Here is a 16147-nt window from a genome sequence, read left to right as displayed (position 1 = left end):
AATTTTAATATCCCACAAAAGTTTCTTATATGCTTTAGTCTAATTTGTTTGGTACATTTATTTTTATTGGATTAGAAACGCTGTGCATAGAAAAACACTTTCGTATGATCCATTTAAAATGAATTCAACGAAAGTGCCTTTACTTTAGCCACACTTCTTTGATAATCTTTCTACTAATACTTAAAATATCAAGAAGTCACGCACTATAAAACAAAGATTATGATATCACTTTTAATTCAAATGACTGCCATGGTTTTAATAAATTTAATAAGAAATGTTCTTCTTTTTTGACATGTCCGATAACATTTTTATAACCTTGATTTTCCATATCTTGTAATGCGATTTGCAGCTCCCCTTTGTAGTGACCATATTGTTCATTACAAATCACAATATCACCCTTTTTAATTTGTACTGTATTATTGGGTGGGAATGACTCATTTTTATAGTGGACACGACTCATCGTTGACCTTATAACATAATCTGAAATATCACCCCGATTGAAATGAAATTCCTCTGTCACAATGGTTTCATCTAATTCAGTAATATCGTTATTTAAATAAACATCAAAACTAGGCATTGCTAAATTAATTTCTGAAAGTGATTGTAGCTCAGATTCAGAAGCAAATGCGTTACCAATAATAAAATCATCTACTAAATTCGTCATTAATAAATGCTTAACTTGTACTGCTATAGGTAAATTTCTATGACTTTCTAATGTAGGTAACCCTTCCATAATCATCCAAGGTCCAACTGTTGCCTCTTGTGAAGTAACAAAAGCTGCAGTGTGAACATTATTTCTTTTATAAGCTTCACTCGTATTTACAAAATGTTGATATGATAAACCAGTATAGGTTTGAGGATAAAAATTATGACAACCTACAAGTTTGTCTAAATTAGGTTGATAACTTAACACATCTTCAATAAATGTATCACTTACACTGATGTTTAACTCTACATACATATTCTGTTTGTTATAACTCAGTTGTGCTATTTCTTGAGCTGAAAATCCTGCATCAACGCGTATTCCTGATACACCTAGCGTTTTAAAAAAGGACAAATCATCACGCTTTAAATTCAATGCTTCAAAAACTTTATGGTTAATATCCGCAATCACTGTCATATCATTCTCTTTAGCAACTTTCACCACTGACTTAAATTTATTAAAAACCGCTTCTTCGTCACTTTTAACTGAAAGTAAATTTGTGAAGATGCGCTTAAATCCGAATTTTGCACTCATTTCAATATAGCCACACATTTCTACTAAATCAGATTGTGTCGGATAAACTGAAATTCCTAAATTATGCATATATCTTTACTCCTTATTTGAATGATATATAATGCCACGCATTTGACGATGTTCAATCAATACACGAGATTTTTCAAAAAAGAGGATACTCGTAAATATTAATAAAAGTAATATTATACCCCAGCCAAACAAGTTAATATTTTCAAATATGAATACAGGTATAACAACTATAAATGGTATAGCTATAAGCAACAACCATCTATTAAATTGAAACTTATTGACTATAAAATGGGCTATTTTATAAAAGCAAAATATGAGTAAAAATAATACTATTAAATAAATCAATCGCATCATATTAACACTTCTCTTCTAATTTTTGATATAACTCAATCATTTTTTCAATTAAATTTTTTTCGCTAATCGCTGTCATTAAATGATCTTGTGCATGTATCATCAATAACGAGGTTTGTACTTTGTCACCATTTATTTCAGACTGTATTAACTCTGTTTGTATATTATGTGCCTTACTCATTTCTTGCTTCGACAGTGCCATCAGTTCATTCGCTTCTTCAAAATTAAATGCTGTAGCTGCATCCAAAGCTTCATATGCTAAACTTTTCGCATTACCGCCATGTGAAATAATTTCAAAAATAATTTGCTCGTTTTGTTCAGTCATCAAATCTCCCCATCTCAATTAATCGTCGTTTAAAGCATCATTTGTAGTGCCTTGTTCTTGCTCTAACATTTTACGTTCATACATTTTAAAGAACGGATAGTATATGATTACTGCTACTAAAAGATTAAATACGACTAACACTAGTGCTCTCCAGTCACCATTTGTTGCAAATAATGCCCCCAAAGGCCCCGGTAATGTCCATGGCGCCAGTATCGTAATTTTAGCTATCAAACCTAACTTAAATACAAAATAAGTAATCGTAGTCAGAATTAATGGAATGCCTATAAATGGTAAAGCAAGAATCGGATTCATAACTAATGGCGCACCAAATATAAGTGGTTCATTGATGTTAAATATGCTCGGTATAATGGAAAAACGTCCTACCTTCTTCAAATATTCAGACTTAGAAAATATCATCAATATACACAAACTCAGCGTCGCCCCTGCACCGCCTATCCATACAAACCACTGGAAAAATGGTTCAACAATAATATGTGGTAATGGTTCCCCAGCAGCCTTAGCATCAATATTTTGGTCTAATAAAGAAAACCAAATAGGTTGGAATACTGCACCCATTACTGCCACACCATGTATACCTGCTGACCATAAAAGTACAATGAAAAACACAGGGATTAAAGCGCCTAATAAACTGTCACCAGCAAAATTGCCTAAAGGTTCAAAGATTTTATTAATAATGGCGTTTAAATCTATGTTTAATATCACTCTTACAAACCAAGAAATAACGATAATGACGATTGCAGGTACCAAAGATTCAAACGAACGCGCAACAGAACCCGGAACTTGATCCGGCATTTTAATCGTAAATCCTGACTTCACTACGAGCCGCATCATCTCAACAGCAAATATCATGGAAATGATTGCTACAAACAAGCCGGAACCACCTAAATCCGCCATAGGCAACACATAACCAACAGCGTCACTTTTAGGTAATTTATCATCTAAGTTGAGCGGTAACGTCATCATTAAGAATGTGGCTAGTGAAAGTAACCCTCCTGCTTGGCCATCCATTTTATATGATTTTGCTAAGCTGTAGCCCATTGAAAATGCAGCGTAAACTGCCATCAAGCCCAACGTCATTCTATTAGCGACCATTATCTTCTCAGCATGTGGTTCTACCAATTTTTCTAAAGCTGGTATGGGTGGAGACGCAAATAAAGTAAAGAACGATCCAACAATGATAAGTGGTAGTGTTGCGATAATACCATCACGAATAGAAGTCAAATGTCGTTGTTCAGAAGCTTTGGCCATGGGTGGCATCAATACCTTTTCAATCCATTTCAAAAATTTCTGCATAACATACACCCTCTGTTTACTTATTTAATTTAGTAATTATACATACGTTTTTATTTGCTTTAAAATTTTAGGTGCGCCAATGGGTGTATAGCCCATTGGATCTATGACATCTACAGGTTTATTAACTGCTTCACCGACTTTTTTAAATTTATCTAATCGATGTCTAACTTGAGGCGCTACTAAACCTAAGTCGTAATCAGCAATTTCATTTTCAAATGCTTCGGTTCCAACTGCTACAATTTCCAAATCAAAATTTTCTTTTGCCGCTTCTTTCTTCACAGCATCCACAATCATAGAACTAGACATACCACCTGAACAAACCATTATTACTTTCATAAAACAACACCCTTTCAGTATTTTCTTTTTTTAACTTTAACTGCTTGCCGTGTACGTTCTAATAATTTCGTATGTCTTTCATAATCCCTACTGGCTAATGATACAAATAAAATATCTATGACATTGAGCATGGCTATACGTGAACTCATAGCTGCACTTCTCACTGGCTTTTCTGAAGAGCTATAAAATAAGTTAATATTGGCTAAGTCTGCCACATCATTATTGCTATATTTAGTTATGGAAATAATTTGAGCACCCGCTTTATGCGCTAACGCTAATGACTGCAAAATATCTTCTGTTTGGCCAGTGTTAGAAATAGCAATAACAATATCATCCTTTGTTACATTGGCACTCAATGTTGCTTGTTCATCATAGCTCTTACCAATCTCACACCACTTATCGATGCGTGTAAGCTTTTGCTTTAAATCTTCTGCAATAATTGACGAAGCACCAATACCAAACACACAAATTTTTCTAGCCTGATGTATCATTAAAGCCGCTTGTTCTAACGCTACTGGTGATAAAATTTGAGCTGTATTTCTTATAGATTTAGCATTACTTTGAGAAATACTGTTTATCACGCTTTCATTGGAATCATTAATATTGAGTTCTTCATAATCATATTCAATTTCATTGTTGCTATTTAACGCCATAGCAATTTCCATCTTCAAATCTTGAAAGCCCTTACATTTAATTTTTTTAGATAACCTAACAATCGTCGCTTCGCTGACATTTGTTAGGTGTGCTAAATGTTGTATTGAACTGTTGATCGTTTCATGCGGATAATCGATGATATACTGTGCCACTCTATATTCCGATGGATTCAAAGTCGCTAATGATGATTCCAATAATATTAAAATATTGCGAATAGCTATCACCTCTTTTCAAAATATTGTTTCATCTTAGCTAAAATTTACAAAATATTATTTCGTGTGTCAAATTATATTTTGTTTGTAAAATGACACTTACTGAAATATTGCTTACTGCGCTCTGAAGATTTAATCATTTATTATCACCTTTCTTTTTTCAATATATCGAAAGTTCCAAGAAACCTTGCAAGTTAGATATACTCACTATGCTGAATTTGCTAAAATCAATACTTCATTTTAAAATTGATTTGAATATAATATTGGAAATTTCAACATTTCTTTAAGTGTTAAATATTTTAACGGAGTGATTTCATGAAACGTAACATTGAATTATTAAAAAATATCATTGATACTTCTAATAGCATTACATTTTTCACAGGAGCAGGTATATCTGTTGCAAGTGGTATTCCTGACTTTCGTTCTATTGGTGGTTTATATGAGGAAATTTCAAAAAATGGTTACTCACCTGAGTATTTATTAAGTGAAGCGTATTTCCAAAATGATCCAGAGGGCTTTATTAATTTTTGTCATGATTATTTACTCTTTGCTGACAAAAAGCCAAATATCGTTCATCAGTGGATTGCTCAACTTGAACAGCATCAACAATCATTGGGTGTCATCACTCAAAACATTGACGGCCTACATTCAGATGCCGGGAGTTCACACACAGATGAACTACATGGTACACTAAACCGATTTTATTGTATTAACTGTGAGCAAAAATATTCTAAACAATACGTTATTCATCATAACCTACGCTATTGTGAAACTTGTGGTAGTGCAATCAGACCAGACATCGTACTTTATGGAGAAATGCTAAATCAAGACACGATATTTGATGCTCTACATAAAATCAAATCAGCTGACACCCTAGTTGTTTTAGGTTCTTCACTGGTCGTTCAGCCTGCCGCCGGTCTTATATCAAACTTTGAGGGTCAAAACTTAGTTATTATTAACAGGGACCCTACACCTTATGATAGTGATGCAAATTTAGTAATACACGATGACATGGTTTCAGTCATTAATGAACTGTGTGCAACATCGTAAATTTCCAAATAAATGAGTATGCGCGTATCATTTAAAAAATAAAAAGCGTATCTACATGTATTATGCATGTAGATACGCTTTCTCTTTTTATAATTTCAATATTATTCAATTACTGGTTCTTCAAATTTAGCCAGCGTTGGTTTTGGCATAGAAATACCTTCTTTATTAAGGTAATGTAAAACTTCTTTACGCAATAATCTCTGACCTGGAAAATGCATACCTGGCTTTACATGTACTAATAATTTAATAATCATTTGATTGCCGTCGATACTGTCTAACCCTAATAAATCAGGTGCTGCAACGAACATGTCATATTTATCTTTGAGTGTTGGTAAAAAGTCTAATAATTTTTTCTCAATCATTTCATAATCTTCTGATGGTGAAACGGGTATCATCACAAGTGGTGATACATCTGTTGCAGAGTAGTTTACAATTTCACTTATTGTTCCATTGGGTAAAGTATATATTTCACCTGTATCTGATTGTATGCGTGTTGATCTTAAACCAATTGTTTTAACTGTACCCTCTGCAATCGTCACACCAGACGCATTAATTTGCACATAATCACTCACGTCAAATTGTCCTTCAAATATAATAAAGAAACCGGTTATGATATCTTTGACAATTGTTTGTGCACCGAAGCCGACCGCTAGACCGACCACACCAGCACCGGCTAAAATTGCCGATACGCTTATCCCAAAGCGTGAAAGTATAGATGTGAGTACGATAAACCATACAACATAACTAATTAGATTTTGAACAAGTGTAGATAACGTCTCACTTCGTTTAATTTTATAATGTGTTTTTTTCTTTGCATTTGCTTTGAAAAATTTAGTCACTAATTTCTTCGCAATGGTAATCACAATAATACCTATCAAAATATATGCCACAATAATTAATATATTAACTAAAAGTGATTGATAAAATTCAACCTGTGTTAGTGGTTCAATCAACTTCATAAAAAATTGCTTCAATTGATTCATATTGTATTTCCCCCATTCTTAGCTCGCTATACGATTGCGTTACAATACATCAAATAGTAGTGATTTATTAAGAAATTGCTTTTCCCATTACAAAAGTTATCATACTTTAAATGTTATCTAAACCCTTAAAGGTTTTGAACAACTCACTTTAACTTAAAGTGACACTTTTATTTCAATATGCAGTCTAAAAGCAGGATAGACATCCGCTATCCTGCTTTATTTTGTGTGTATATAAATTATAGAAAACCTTTATTTTTAACATAGTTATAATTTCCATGAAACTTTTCAAAATTTTTATTTTTCAACAAATAAGTGACGCTAAATAGCTTATTAAGAAAGTATCTATCATGTGACACAGTAATGATGGTACCTTCATAATCCAATAAAGCTTCTTCAATTGTTTCTTTTGCATCTATATCTAAATGGTTCGTTGGTTCATCTAAAACTAGTAAATTATAATCACTATTTACTAGTTGCGCCCATCTAAGCCTGATTCTTTCTCCACCACTTAAATCATTAACTTTTTTAAAAACGTCTTTGCCATAAAACATAAAGTTAGCTAACATATGTCTAGCCTGACCTTCTGTTACATCCACCTTTTCTCGAAAAATATTTAATATAGTATCATTTTCAACTTCCTCAAACTCATGCTGAGAAAGATATCCAATTTTTAAATTGTTTGCAGTTTTAATTGAACCTTCATCTACAGAAACTTGTCCTAAAATCATTTTTAAAAGGGTTGATTTACCTGTTCCATTGTCACCAATAATAGCAACATGCTCACCTCTTCTAATCAACATATCCACATTTTCAAATAATAAAGAATCATATGCTTTAGCCACATTTTCCATTTCAATGACTTTGTTTGAAACACGTTTACCTTCTTCGAGCACTATGTTCATTTTTTGTGAATCTATCGTTGGCTTTTCCAAACGCTTGATACGATTTAAGGCTTTTTCCATACTTTTAGCCCGACGGTACATTGCAGCGTTGGGTGGTTTTGCTTGGCTCGCCCATAATTTTAATTGCTTAATGGATTCTTTCATTTTTTTAATTTTCTTTTGTTGTGTTTTATAAGCTTCAAATTCAACTAGTAACCTTTTTTCTCTCTCTTCAACAAAATATGAATAATTGCCATTATAACTATAAAGTTGCTTCTGATCTATTTCTATAATTTGCTGTACTGTTTCATCTAAAAAATATCGATCATGCGAAACAATTACTGTAGCGCCTTCGTAATTCTCAATATAGTTAGCTAACCATTCGATAGAACTAAAATCAAGGTGATTCGTCGGCTCATCTAAAAGTAATAAATCTGTGGGTTTAATCAATATTTGCGCAATACCTACTTTTGTACGTTCTCCACCAGATAAATCTCCCCATTTTGATTCGAGCAAATGTTCTATATTTAAACCATTAGCTACTCTACGTATTTTAGCATCTATTTCATAACCATCATGCGCTTCATAATATGACTGTAATTCGCCATACCGAGACATTAAATTATCTATATTTTCCGTTTCATGACTCATTTTTTCTTCAATCACTTCAAGTTGGTCTGATATACGATTTAAAGTTTGAAACACAGATTGCAAACATTGATAAATGTTTTGATGTGATTCGTATTCAGGTATTTGGTTTAAATAACCAATCTTTAAATTTTTCTTCCAACTGATTACGCCTGATGATGGTTTTTCTATACCAGATAATAAATTCAATAAGGTAGTCTTACCTTCTCCATTTCTACCTACTAAACCAATAGTATCTCCAGCGTTAAGAGTAATTTTAATATCATCGAATAAAGTTTCTTCAATAAATCTTTTAGAAATGTTAGATGCGTTTAATATATTCATTTTACTTCCTCCATATCGTCTATAAGGAAGCAAAATTCAGGTGTCAGTTCCTTATAGACTGTTGATTAATTTCAAAAAAGACAGACTTCACCAATTTTGAAGTTAATCCTGAAAATTTGTTGCGAACGATTTGTAAAAATCTGCAACTTTGCGCTATAAGAAACATTACGACACCTCCTTTTATATAATCAATAAACATTTTACAATATTTTGTTTATTTTTTAAAGATTCATTTATATCACTTATTAATATGAATACTCAATCGTAATAGAAATATCATTAATATTAATCATTTAATTTTAAATTTTCACTATTTTTACTTCTAGATTAAACAAACAGTATGCTATATAATAAATGGATGTGTGTAATTTCAATCTTTTGGGGGGAGTATTTTGAAGTATATTGAAGAAATACCTATTATTAGGTCTATTGCAACGCTATTTATTGTATGTGTTCATCTATCTGTTTCATACATAAATAACGAAAACAGTCTTAGTATGACAATTATTGCAGGGTATCTTAGCCAGATTGGTCGGCTCGGCACTCCTGTTTTTGCAGTTATTAGTGCCTTTTTATTAACACATTCTGTCTTGAAACGCGGTTTTGATTTAAACTATTTTGTAAAATCACGATTTACTAAAATATTTGTACCATACATAATTTGGACAACTGTCTATTTATACTACTTAGGCGTTGTTGAGGTAAACCTAGATAGTAATAAAAACTTTATAGGATATTATTTATTTGGAACTGGAAATTACCATTTATATTTTATATTAACCGTTCTTCAGTTTTATATTTTATTTCCAGTCTTACAAAAAATTAAAAAAGGCTTACCATTACTGCTAACATACGTTTTCTCTACAATACTCACTATATTCTGGCAATTGAACTACGAACAATTTTCAATTGATATACCGGTCATAGGTACTTTTGTTATGAGTAGAGCGTTTATTTTCAATTGGATTTCTTATTTTATTTTAGGGATTGTATTCGCAAGATATTACGAGGAGATAAACATGGGTATTAGAAAATATAAAACCTTATTATTACCTTCTATTGTAGTCGTTTTTATTTCATTTTTAATATTTATTGATTTAGATCATTTCGTAACATCATCCCATCCAATGTTTTTACTATATACACCGTTTTTCTTAGCATTTTTAATTTATTTTTACCTTCTTATCAGAAAAAGTAAATCAATCATGAAAATACTAACTTTAATCGGTAATTACTCTATGGGAATTTATTTAGTACATCCTTTAGTAAAATGGATTGTAATGAAAATACCAATTTTTGATAATAGGGATAGCTTTTTATTATACGGTATTTTATTTATTATTATAGTTACTATATCTGTAATAATCATTAATTTGCTTATTAAAATACCGAATGGAAACTATATCGTTCCAGTGCCTAAAAAGTCCAAAATCGTAAGTAATCAAACTAAATATTTTATTCGTGAGGCAACGCATTAACTTAACTAATTCCAATAATTTTTTATAACAAAGAGGCTACTATAAACCAATACTTTCGGTTATTTAGTAGCCTCTTAAATATATTCATTACTTCAATATTACGATATTACTTCAATAAAATCTTTGTTTGCTGTTAAGTAATTTCCTTCTTGTGTGACTAATCGTGGTGTTGATTTATTAGTATAGGCAATATTAGCTATGTTAATCGTATCTCCAACTTTAAGTGTTTCTAGTGGTTCATTTTTAAATGTTCTAGAGTTATACAACTTACAAACTTTTTTAATTTTAACCTCACTAGGAACCTCTGTAATATATTTGTGATGGTCATCCATGTTAATCTGTGTTACAAAATCTTTATTAGCAGTGATCACACTACCGTCTTCAAGAATTAATCTAGGTGTACCATTCGATGTGAACTGAACGTCTGTCGGCACCACTTTCGTACCTGGATTTAAGCTCACGATTTGTTCTTTAAATTCAATGTCACGATATACATTTGTTTTTTTAAGCGTCATCAATGGTTCTGAAGCCGTTAAGAAATATTTCCCTTTGTATTTTTCTCTCAATTTATTGACGAACTCTAACTTAAAGCTTTGTCGTTTCATTTTATAAATTTCATTATTACTTGGGTAAGAAGCGTAAACCAAGGCGATATCATTCATTTCACCAAATTCGACACCGAGGTTAACATCTATCTCTTTCGCTTGTTTAAATTGTTGCTGATGAATATAAATGTTTTTATCTTTATACATATAATCAACATGATACGCGTTCGCTGAGTTATTAATTTCAACTAATTTTACACCATTGATTTGTATATTTTCCGGTTTCAATACTTTAATCACTTCATATAATTCACCATTTAGCATTTGCGTCCCTTCATACACTGGATAACAACGCACAGGTGTGGGTTCTAAAACATCATAATTACCATCAATTTCCATGTAAATCGCATCTTTATTTATATAATAATGCCAATAACCATAAACAAGTGCTTCTGTAAGGTTTAAAAAGGGTTCTTTATCTTCTTGATGGTATAAAGTATACATAGCTATGAATTTTTTATTATTAATAAATTCCTTCATATGATAACCAGATTCATTTAGTATATGTTCTACTTCGTCAAAAATAGCATAGAAAGTTTGCTTATCATCAGATTTTAAAAACGTTTTTGTATGTAACAACCTTCTAAAAAAGTCTACTTCCACCATTCTAGATAACATCATCTTTTTCAGAGATTCAGATATATCCATATTACAAATGCGCTTGGTTATATTCACATTCAAATAAGCTTTATCTACCACTGAAGTCTCTTTCACAAGTGATTGATTCTCATCGTATCTATTCACATGATAAGCAGGTATCGTAGACATTGTAATATTTTGAATCTTAGAAATAAGATCAATGAAAAATAATTTGTCCTCACCAAATTTCATATGTTCAAATTGAATCTGATTATTAATTACAATATCGCGTTTGAATACTTTGCCCGGTGGCCCTACTGCTCGAAAAATTTTTTCAATATCTTGTGGCATCAGATTTGATGCATCTTTATATGCTGTGAATCTAGCATGATACGTAATGCTTTTATTTGTATGTTTGAAAGTTTGTCCTAAGCCTAACTCTGCATCATCTGCATTTACTTTCTCCATAAACCTAGGAAATCCTTCTGTATCTAACCAGTCATCTGCATCCAATAAGGCGATATATTTACCCTTCGCCTCTTTAATACCTATATTTCTTGGTTCTGAAGGACTACCTGTATTCGTTGGTAGCTGAATTAATTTTATAAAATCATACTGACTAGCATAACTTTCAATCATTGCTACCGAGCGATCTGTAGAACAATCATCGACAAAAATCGCCTCTAATTTTGAGTGTTCCATATTTAAATTGATTAAAGATTCAATGCATTTTTTTAAGAATGGTTCCTTATTATAGACCGATATAATAACCGAGACTAATTTATTCATTCAATTCTCCCCTTTTTAATCTACTAGGTTGTTTTTATAACTTTGATAAAACTTGTCATACTTAACATTCCCGATGCCTCCCACTACATATTTACCTAGTTTGAACTGGTTAAACACATAAGCAATACACATTGAGAACGTAATTGTCAGCGTAAATGTGAATAGTATATTGAATATAGGATGATCGTGCAATGTCCCTAACCTATGAACAATAAAGTAATGAATTAAGTATATTGAAAAAGAATAATTGCTTATTAAGATGAAAAATTTCGGTACATATTTAACGTAAGATGATATTAAAAAGAAGATTAAAATCATCATAGTTACATAAATTGGTGTGTCAATACGCTTAGAATCCACTAGTGTTAGCCAGCCCGATAAATAATTGATTAACGTTATAACTATCACAATTGTAGTTCCTAACACAATGTATTTCGTATATTTTTGTATATTGGACATCAGTGCTTCGTAATAATAACCCATATAAAAACCTAGCAAGAAATAACTAAGCCAACCTATGAAAATCATCCAACCTTCTCGTTGCCATAACCAATTTAAATACCAAACTTCAGGTGCATCGACAAACGTTCTCATAGCCCAAAATAAAGTCGTAACGATTAACGAATATGCGATTAATTTTAATGGGTTAAGTTTTACTAAGTGTTTCGCGAATAGCATATGTAAAGCATAAAATTGAAAAATAATAACAATGAAATACGTTAGCGTGCCACCATGAAACATCATAAATTGAACAGAATCTAGGTATTCCGTTAAATTACTAGGCTGCCCGTAGACATAAGCTAAACCTAGGTTAATGATGATATATGGAATTCCTAATGTCAGCACTTTCTGTTTCACGAAACCTTCTTTAACCTGCGTCTTATACTGTTTGGCTAATAAAAACTCAGAAATAAAAACAAACATTGGTGTTGCGTATAATAATAGTAATTGAAAAGTCCTTAATAAATAGCCATCATTAGGCATTTCAAATTTATAAAATGTTGTAGTAATTGTATGAATCATCACAATACTTAGACAAGCAATTGCTCTCATCCAAAAAATAATTGATGTATATACTTTCATAATTGCGCTCCTCTTTAGATTATCTATGTATATGTAAATTTTCGCAAACTTAAAATACGTTTTTAACATGAAATAACGTGAATTATATTACAATGTTTTTTTGAATTCAAACATTTCTTTGTTTTTGAAATCTATAATAACGCTACATTCTATATCCTTATACAATTTTATAAATATATATTTGATTACAATTAGTGTTTTTCTGCAGAATATCAAAAGATTTAGACTTCCCTTAGACTACTCATCAATGAATCTTACTAAATATACAAAAAACCCCAATACGTATACATACGCATTGAGGTCCTTACCTTATTAAAAGAAATATACTTATTAAAATTAAAAACTTGAAACGTGCTACTTTATCAATTTATTCACTTTCGTATACTTAATTTTCTGGATAGACTTGCTTGATTGCATCATTGAGTGCTTCGGCAAAGTCATACATTGTGGTAGTCCAATTTTCTATTTTTTTACGTGACGCTGTGCTAGCGTCTCCATCTTTGAAAAATGCTTTTCTTAAAGCAGTCGTTAACTCTAATTGAACACCTGTGCTTTCCTCTACTTTATTGATAAAATTGGCATTACTCAGTCCACCAAGGTATTCTGGCGGTATCTTCACTACAAACCCTTTATGTTCAAGTTGACTTTGAATAGCATCTCTAAGGGGTGATTGATAACCACCTAAGTATACGAGCTGTTCTTCTCCTTGAGCACCATGAATTGAAATTGTAGCCGTTCGGTCTTGAATCATGTCATGCAAAGTTGCATCATCATAATTTGTAGATGTGACATGCAATTGTGTATTATTAGATGGACGTATCGCTTCAAATGAAAAATAATCAAAATCACCATTGTTCGCCACTAATTTTGTTAATTCTGAAGTACCTTGTTCAATATTTCCGCCATGTGGTGCCACGATCAACACTGATTTCCCAACATCTCGCGTATCTTTCTTCCAGTCTATACCTTCTTTCGTATCATTATATAATTCTGTCATAGATTTATAGTAATCCTGTTTACGCGTTGCATTTTGTGTATTTGTCCCTGTTTCTGTAGTTGGTTTTACTGTTTCTTGAGACTGCAATGTCATATCTTGAACGTTGGTATTTTCGAGTTTCGGAGTTACTATGCTTTGGAGTTCTTCATTTGTTTTGACTGGTGCTTTGATTATTGTACCCGGTTGCACTGGTGCAGATGTTGTAGGCACTGTCGATGATGCGTTTGGTTTTGTAGACGGCGACATCGATGTACTTGGAGTCTTAATTGGTGTCTGGGTCATCGTTGATTTACTCGGTATCTTTACTGGAGTTGTTTGTGTCTTTGTCGCTGTTTTTGTTGATATTGCCGAGGTCTTTATTGTTGAGCTTGGTTTCTTCACCATTGTTGAGGTAGGTGCTTTTGTTGTTGTGTTGGATTTTTTCACCGCCGTTGAAGTCTGTGCCTTTGTTGTTTTGTTGGATTTCTTTATCGTTGTTGGTGTCGATACCTTTGTCACTGTGCTTGGTTTCTTCATTGTTGGCGTCGCTGGTTTGGACGCAACAGGCGCTTTAATCGTCGTTGTTGAAATAGCTTTGCTGACTGGTTTTTTTACAGGTATTGACTTCTTCGTCACTGGTGCTTTTTGAGCTGTGGGTTTTACTATTGCTTGTGGTTTTTTAGTCGTTACATTTGTAGTAGCTTTAGTCGTCGATGTTTTTACCATTACAGGTTTTACTGTTTTCACCGTTGTAGATGGTTTAGTTGTCGCAGGCACAGGTTTTGTTGTTTTCGTTACCTTTTGTGATTTTACTGTTGAAGTACTTGCATGTGCATTTTCACTCACTAAAGCAATCGTGCTAATCCCAATAGCAGTCGTTACAATCCCTAACACTAACTTCTTACTAGAAAAAGTACGTATATTCGTTTTCATTTTCATTCTTTTCCCCTTAATGTTTTCTATAATTTCAATAATACACAATATTTTTTCAAATACAATAATTAAATTAATGTTTAACTGTTATTTTACAAAGCAAAATAAATACTTGCATATATTTCATTTGTTGTACTATGACATTAAGTTATTAAAATTTAAGAAATTAGAACATTTAATACTGCTCATTAATAAATTGTTAATCTATGTATAATATCAATAATACTAATGTTTCATTAACTCGAAGAAAAAGTTAATATATCTGTACCTTTTATAAAGAAAAAAGCTAGGCAAATTGCCTAGCTTTCATAATACCTCTTAATTTTCTTCTTTTTTATTGCGTCTTCTGAATAATAATAATGATCCTAATCCTGCAAACAATGCTCCAAAGATAGTAGTTTGTTTATTATCAGTTTCCCCAGTTTCAGGTAAAGCTTTATCTTCACTATTACCTTGATTGTTATTATTTTTTGAAGTACTATTATCTCCATTTAATTTTGAAATTTGACTGTTTGATTCTGTTTGATCATTTTTATTATTAGATTCAATATTATTTGAACCAGCAGCTACATTATTATCAGTTAAACCATTTTTATCTTCTTCAACTGAATTATCGCCATCTGATGGATTATTTCCTTCTCCATCTCCTGCATTATTGTCATTTGATGGATTATTTCCTTCTCCATCTCCTGCATTATTGTCATCTGATGGATCATTTCCTTCTCCATCTCCTGCATTATTATCATCTGATGGATTATTTCCTTCTCCATCTCCTGCATTATTATCATCTGATGGATTATCGCAATTTTCTCCTATAACAACATTTGTTGGAGTAGATACTTTACCATCTTTATCTTTTTCAACAGCAGTAATTACATCGCCTTTATTTAAATCTACTTCTTTCGGAATATCAACAGTCCAATTACCATTTTCATCCACTTTTCCTTCTGAAGTGCTACCATCTGGGAATGTAACCACAATTGTATTTCCAGGTGTACCATTTGATCCAGTTACCACAGTATCATTATCATCTACTGGATTAACTGTTGGTGCTGGAATATCAATAACGTCACCTACCGTAACTGTTGTTGACACTTCTTCTGTAGAACCATCAGGATATGTTACTGTTACCGGGATAATTACAGATGTTCCTGGCACTGCATCTTTAGACGGTTTCACAGTCAATTCACCAGTATTATGATCTACAGTTACTTCCCATCCTGAAGGAATCTTTGTAGTATCAATTTCATATTTAGAACCGTCCGGCATTGTATTATCACCTGTTTGTGAAACTTTGATTGTCTCTCCAGGTTTTACCGTAACATTATCATAACCAGGGTTATTTGTATTTGCTTGTGTTTCTTCTCCTACTGTTACAGG

General features: G+C 32.0%; 13 protein-coding genes. 2 read left to right on the top strand and 11 right to left on the bottom strand.

Translation table 11 applies throughout. The annotated features are described in order from the left end of the window. Positions 1 to 217 precede the first annotated feature (217 nt). The 5 genes from KA873_RS00400 to KA873_RS13715 all read right to left on the bottom strand — a co-directional run bounded on the left by KA873_RS00400 (position 218) and on the right by KA873_RS13715 (position 4450). Positions 218 to 1306: a DUF871 domain-containing protein gene (locus KA873_RS00400; RefSeq protein WP_210140108.1), complete on the bottom strand. Its 1089-nt coding sequence runs from the start codon at positions 1304 to 1306 to the stop codon at positions 218 to 220. 295 nt (positions 1307 to 1601) lie between these two features. Further along, a complete protein-coding gene (locus KA873_RS00395) occupies positions 1602 to 1922 on the bottom strand; it encodes a PTS lactose/cellobiose transporter subunit IIA (protein WP_107523595.1) in 321 nt (106 codons plus the stop codon). 18 nt (positions 1923 to 1940) lie between these two features. Next, a complete protein-coding gene (locus KA873_RS00390) occupies positions 1941 to 3236 on the bottom strand; it encodes a PTS sugar transporter subunit IIC (RefSeq protein WP_210140107.1) in 1296 nt (431 codons plus the stop codon). Between the two features lie 36 nt (positions 3237 to 3272). After that, a complete protein-coding gene (locus KA873_RS00385; protein ID WP_046206886.1) occupies positions 3273 to 3572 on the bottom strand; it encodes a PTS sugar transporter subunit IIB in 300 nt (99 codons plus the stop codon). Positions 3573 to 3586: 14 nt separating this feature from the next. Beyond that, the gene (locus tag KA873_RS13715) at positions 3587 to 4450 is read right to left on the bottom strand and encodes a MurR/RpiR family transcriptional regulator (protein WP_233644310.1); all 864 of its coding nucleotides are present in this window, start codon (positions 4448 to 4450) and stop codon (positions 3587 to 3589) included. A gap of 303 nt (positions 4451 to 4753) precedes the next feature. On the opposite strand from KA873_RS13715, the gene KA873_RS00375 reads away from it, so the two are divergent. Continuing rightward, positions 4754 to 5488 (top strand): NAD-dependent protein deacylase, encoded by a 735-nt coding sequence (locus KA873_RS00375; RefSeq protein ID WP_210140106.1) that lies wholly within the window; start codon positions 4754 to 4756, stop codon positions 5486 to 5488. 101 nt (positions 5489 to 5589) lie between these two features. Here KA873_RS00375 and KA873_RS00370 read toward each other — a convergent pair whose 3' ends face one another. Both KA873_RS00370 and abc-f read right to left on the bottom strand, forming a co-directional pair. Continuing rightward, complete coding sequence (locus KA873_RS00370) at positions 5590 to 6471, bottom strand: mechanosensitive ion channel family protein (RefSeq protein WP_040030475.1); 882 nt, start codon at positions 6469 to 6471, stop codon at positions 5590 to 5592. A 236-nt stretch (positions 6472 to 6707) separates the two neighbouring features. Then, the gene (gene abc-f, locus KA873_RS00365) at positions 6708 to 8324 is read right to left on the bottom strand and encodes a ribosomal protection-like ABC-F family protein (protein WP_107523592.1); all 1617 of its coding nucleotides are present in this window, start codon (positions 8322 to 8324) and stop codon (positions 6708 to 6710) included. A gap of 392 nt (positions 8325 to 8716) precedes the next feature. Here abc-f and KA873_RS00360 point away from each other — a divergent pair, with 392 nt between their 5' ends. Continuing rightward, positions 8717 to 9802, top strand: a complete 1086-nt coding sequence (locus KA873_RS00360) for an acyltransferase (protein WP_204170783.1) — start codon at positions 8717 to 8719, stop codon at positions 9800 to 9802. A gap of 98 nt (positions 9803 to 9900) precedes the next feature. Here the strand turns inward: KA873_RS00360 and KA873_RS00355 are convergent, their stop codons facing one another. The 4 genes from KA873_RS00355 to KA873_RS00340 all read right to left on the bottom strand — a co-directional run. Next, positions 9901 to 11775: a glycosyltransferase family 2 protein gene (locus KA873_RS00355; protein WP_210140105.1), complete on the bottom strand. Its 1875-nt coding sequence runs from the start codon at positions 11773 to 11775 to the stop codon at positions 9901 to 9903. Positions 11776 to 11790: 15 nt separating this feature from the next. Further along, positions 11791 to 12858 carry an acyltransferase family protein gene (locus KA873_RS00350; protein ID WP_210140104.1) on the bottom strand — a complete coding sequence of 356 codons (1068 nt, stop codon included), beginning with the start codon at positions 12856 to 12858 and terminating at the stop codon, positions 11791 to 11793. A 385-nt stretch (positions 12859 to 13243) separates the two neighbouring features. Next, positions 13244 to 14767, bottom strand: coding sequence for a poly-gamma-glutamate hydrolase family protein (locus KA873_RS00345; protein ID WP_245337671.1), 1524 nt, complete (start codon positions 14765 to 14767; stop codon positions 13244 to 13246). 318 nt (positions 14768 to 15085) lie between these two features. Further along, on the bottom strand, positions 15086 to 16147 hold a 1062-nt coding region (locus KA873_RS00340), incomplete at its 5' end, for a YPDG domain-containing protein (protein ID WP_210140102.1).

Source organism: Staphylococcus sp. GDY8P45P, from assembly GCF_017892745.1.
Lineage (GTDB): Bacteria > Bacillota > Bacilli > Staphylococcales > Staphylococcaceae > Staphylococcus > Staphylococcus cohnii.
Note: the sequence above shows the minus strand (reverse complement) of the source record. Positions and strands in the feature narration are given on the sequence as shown.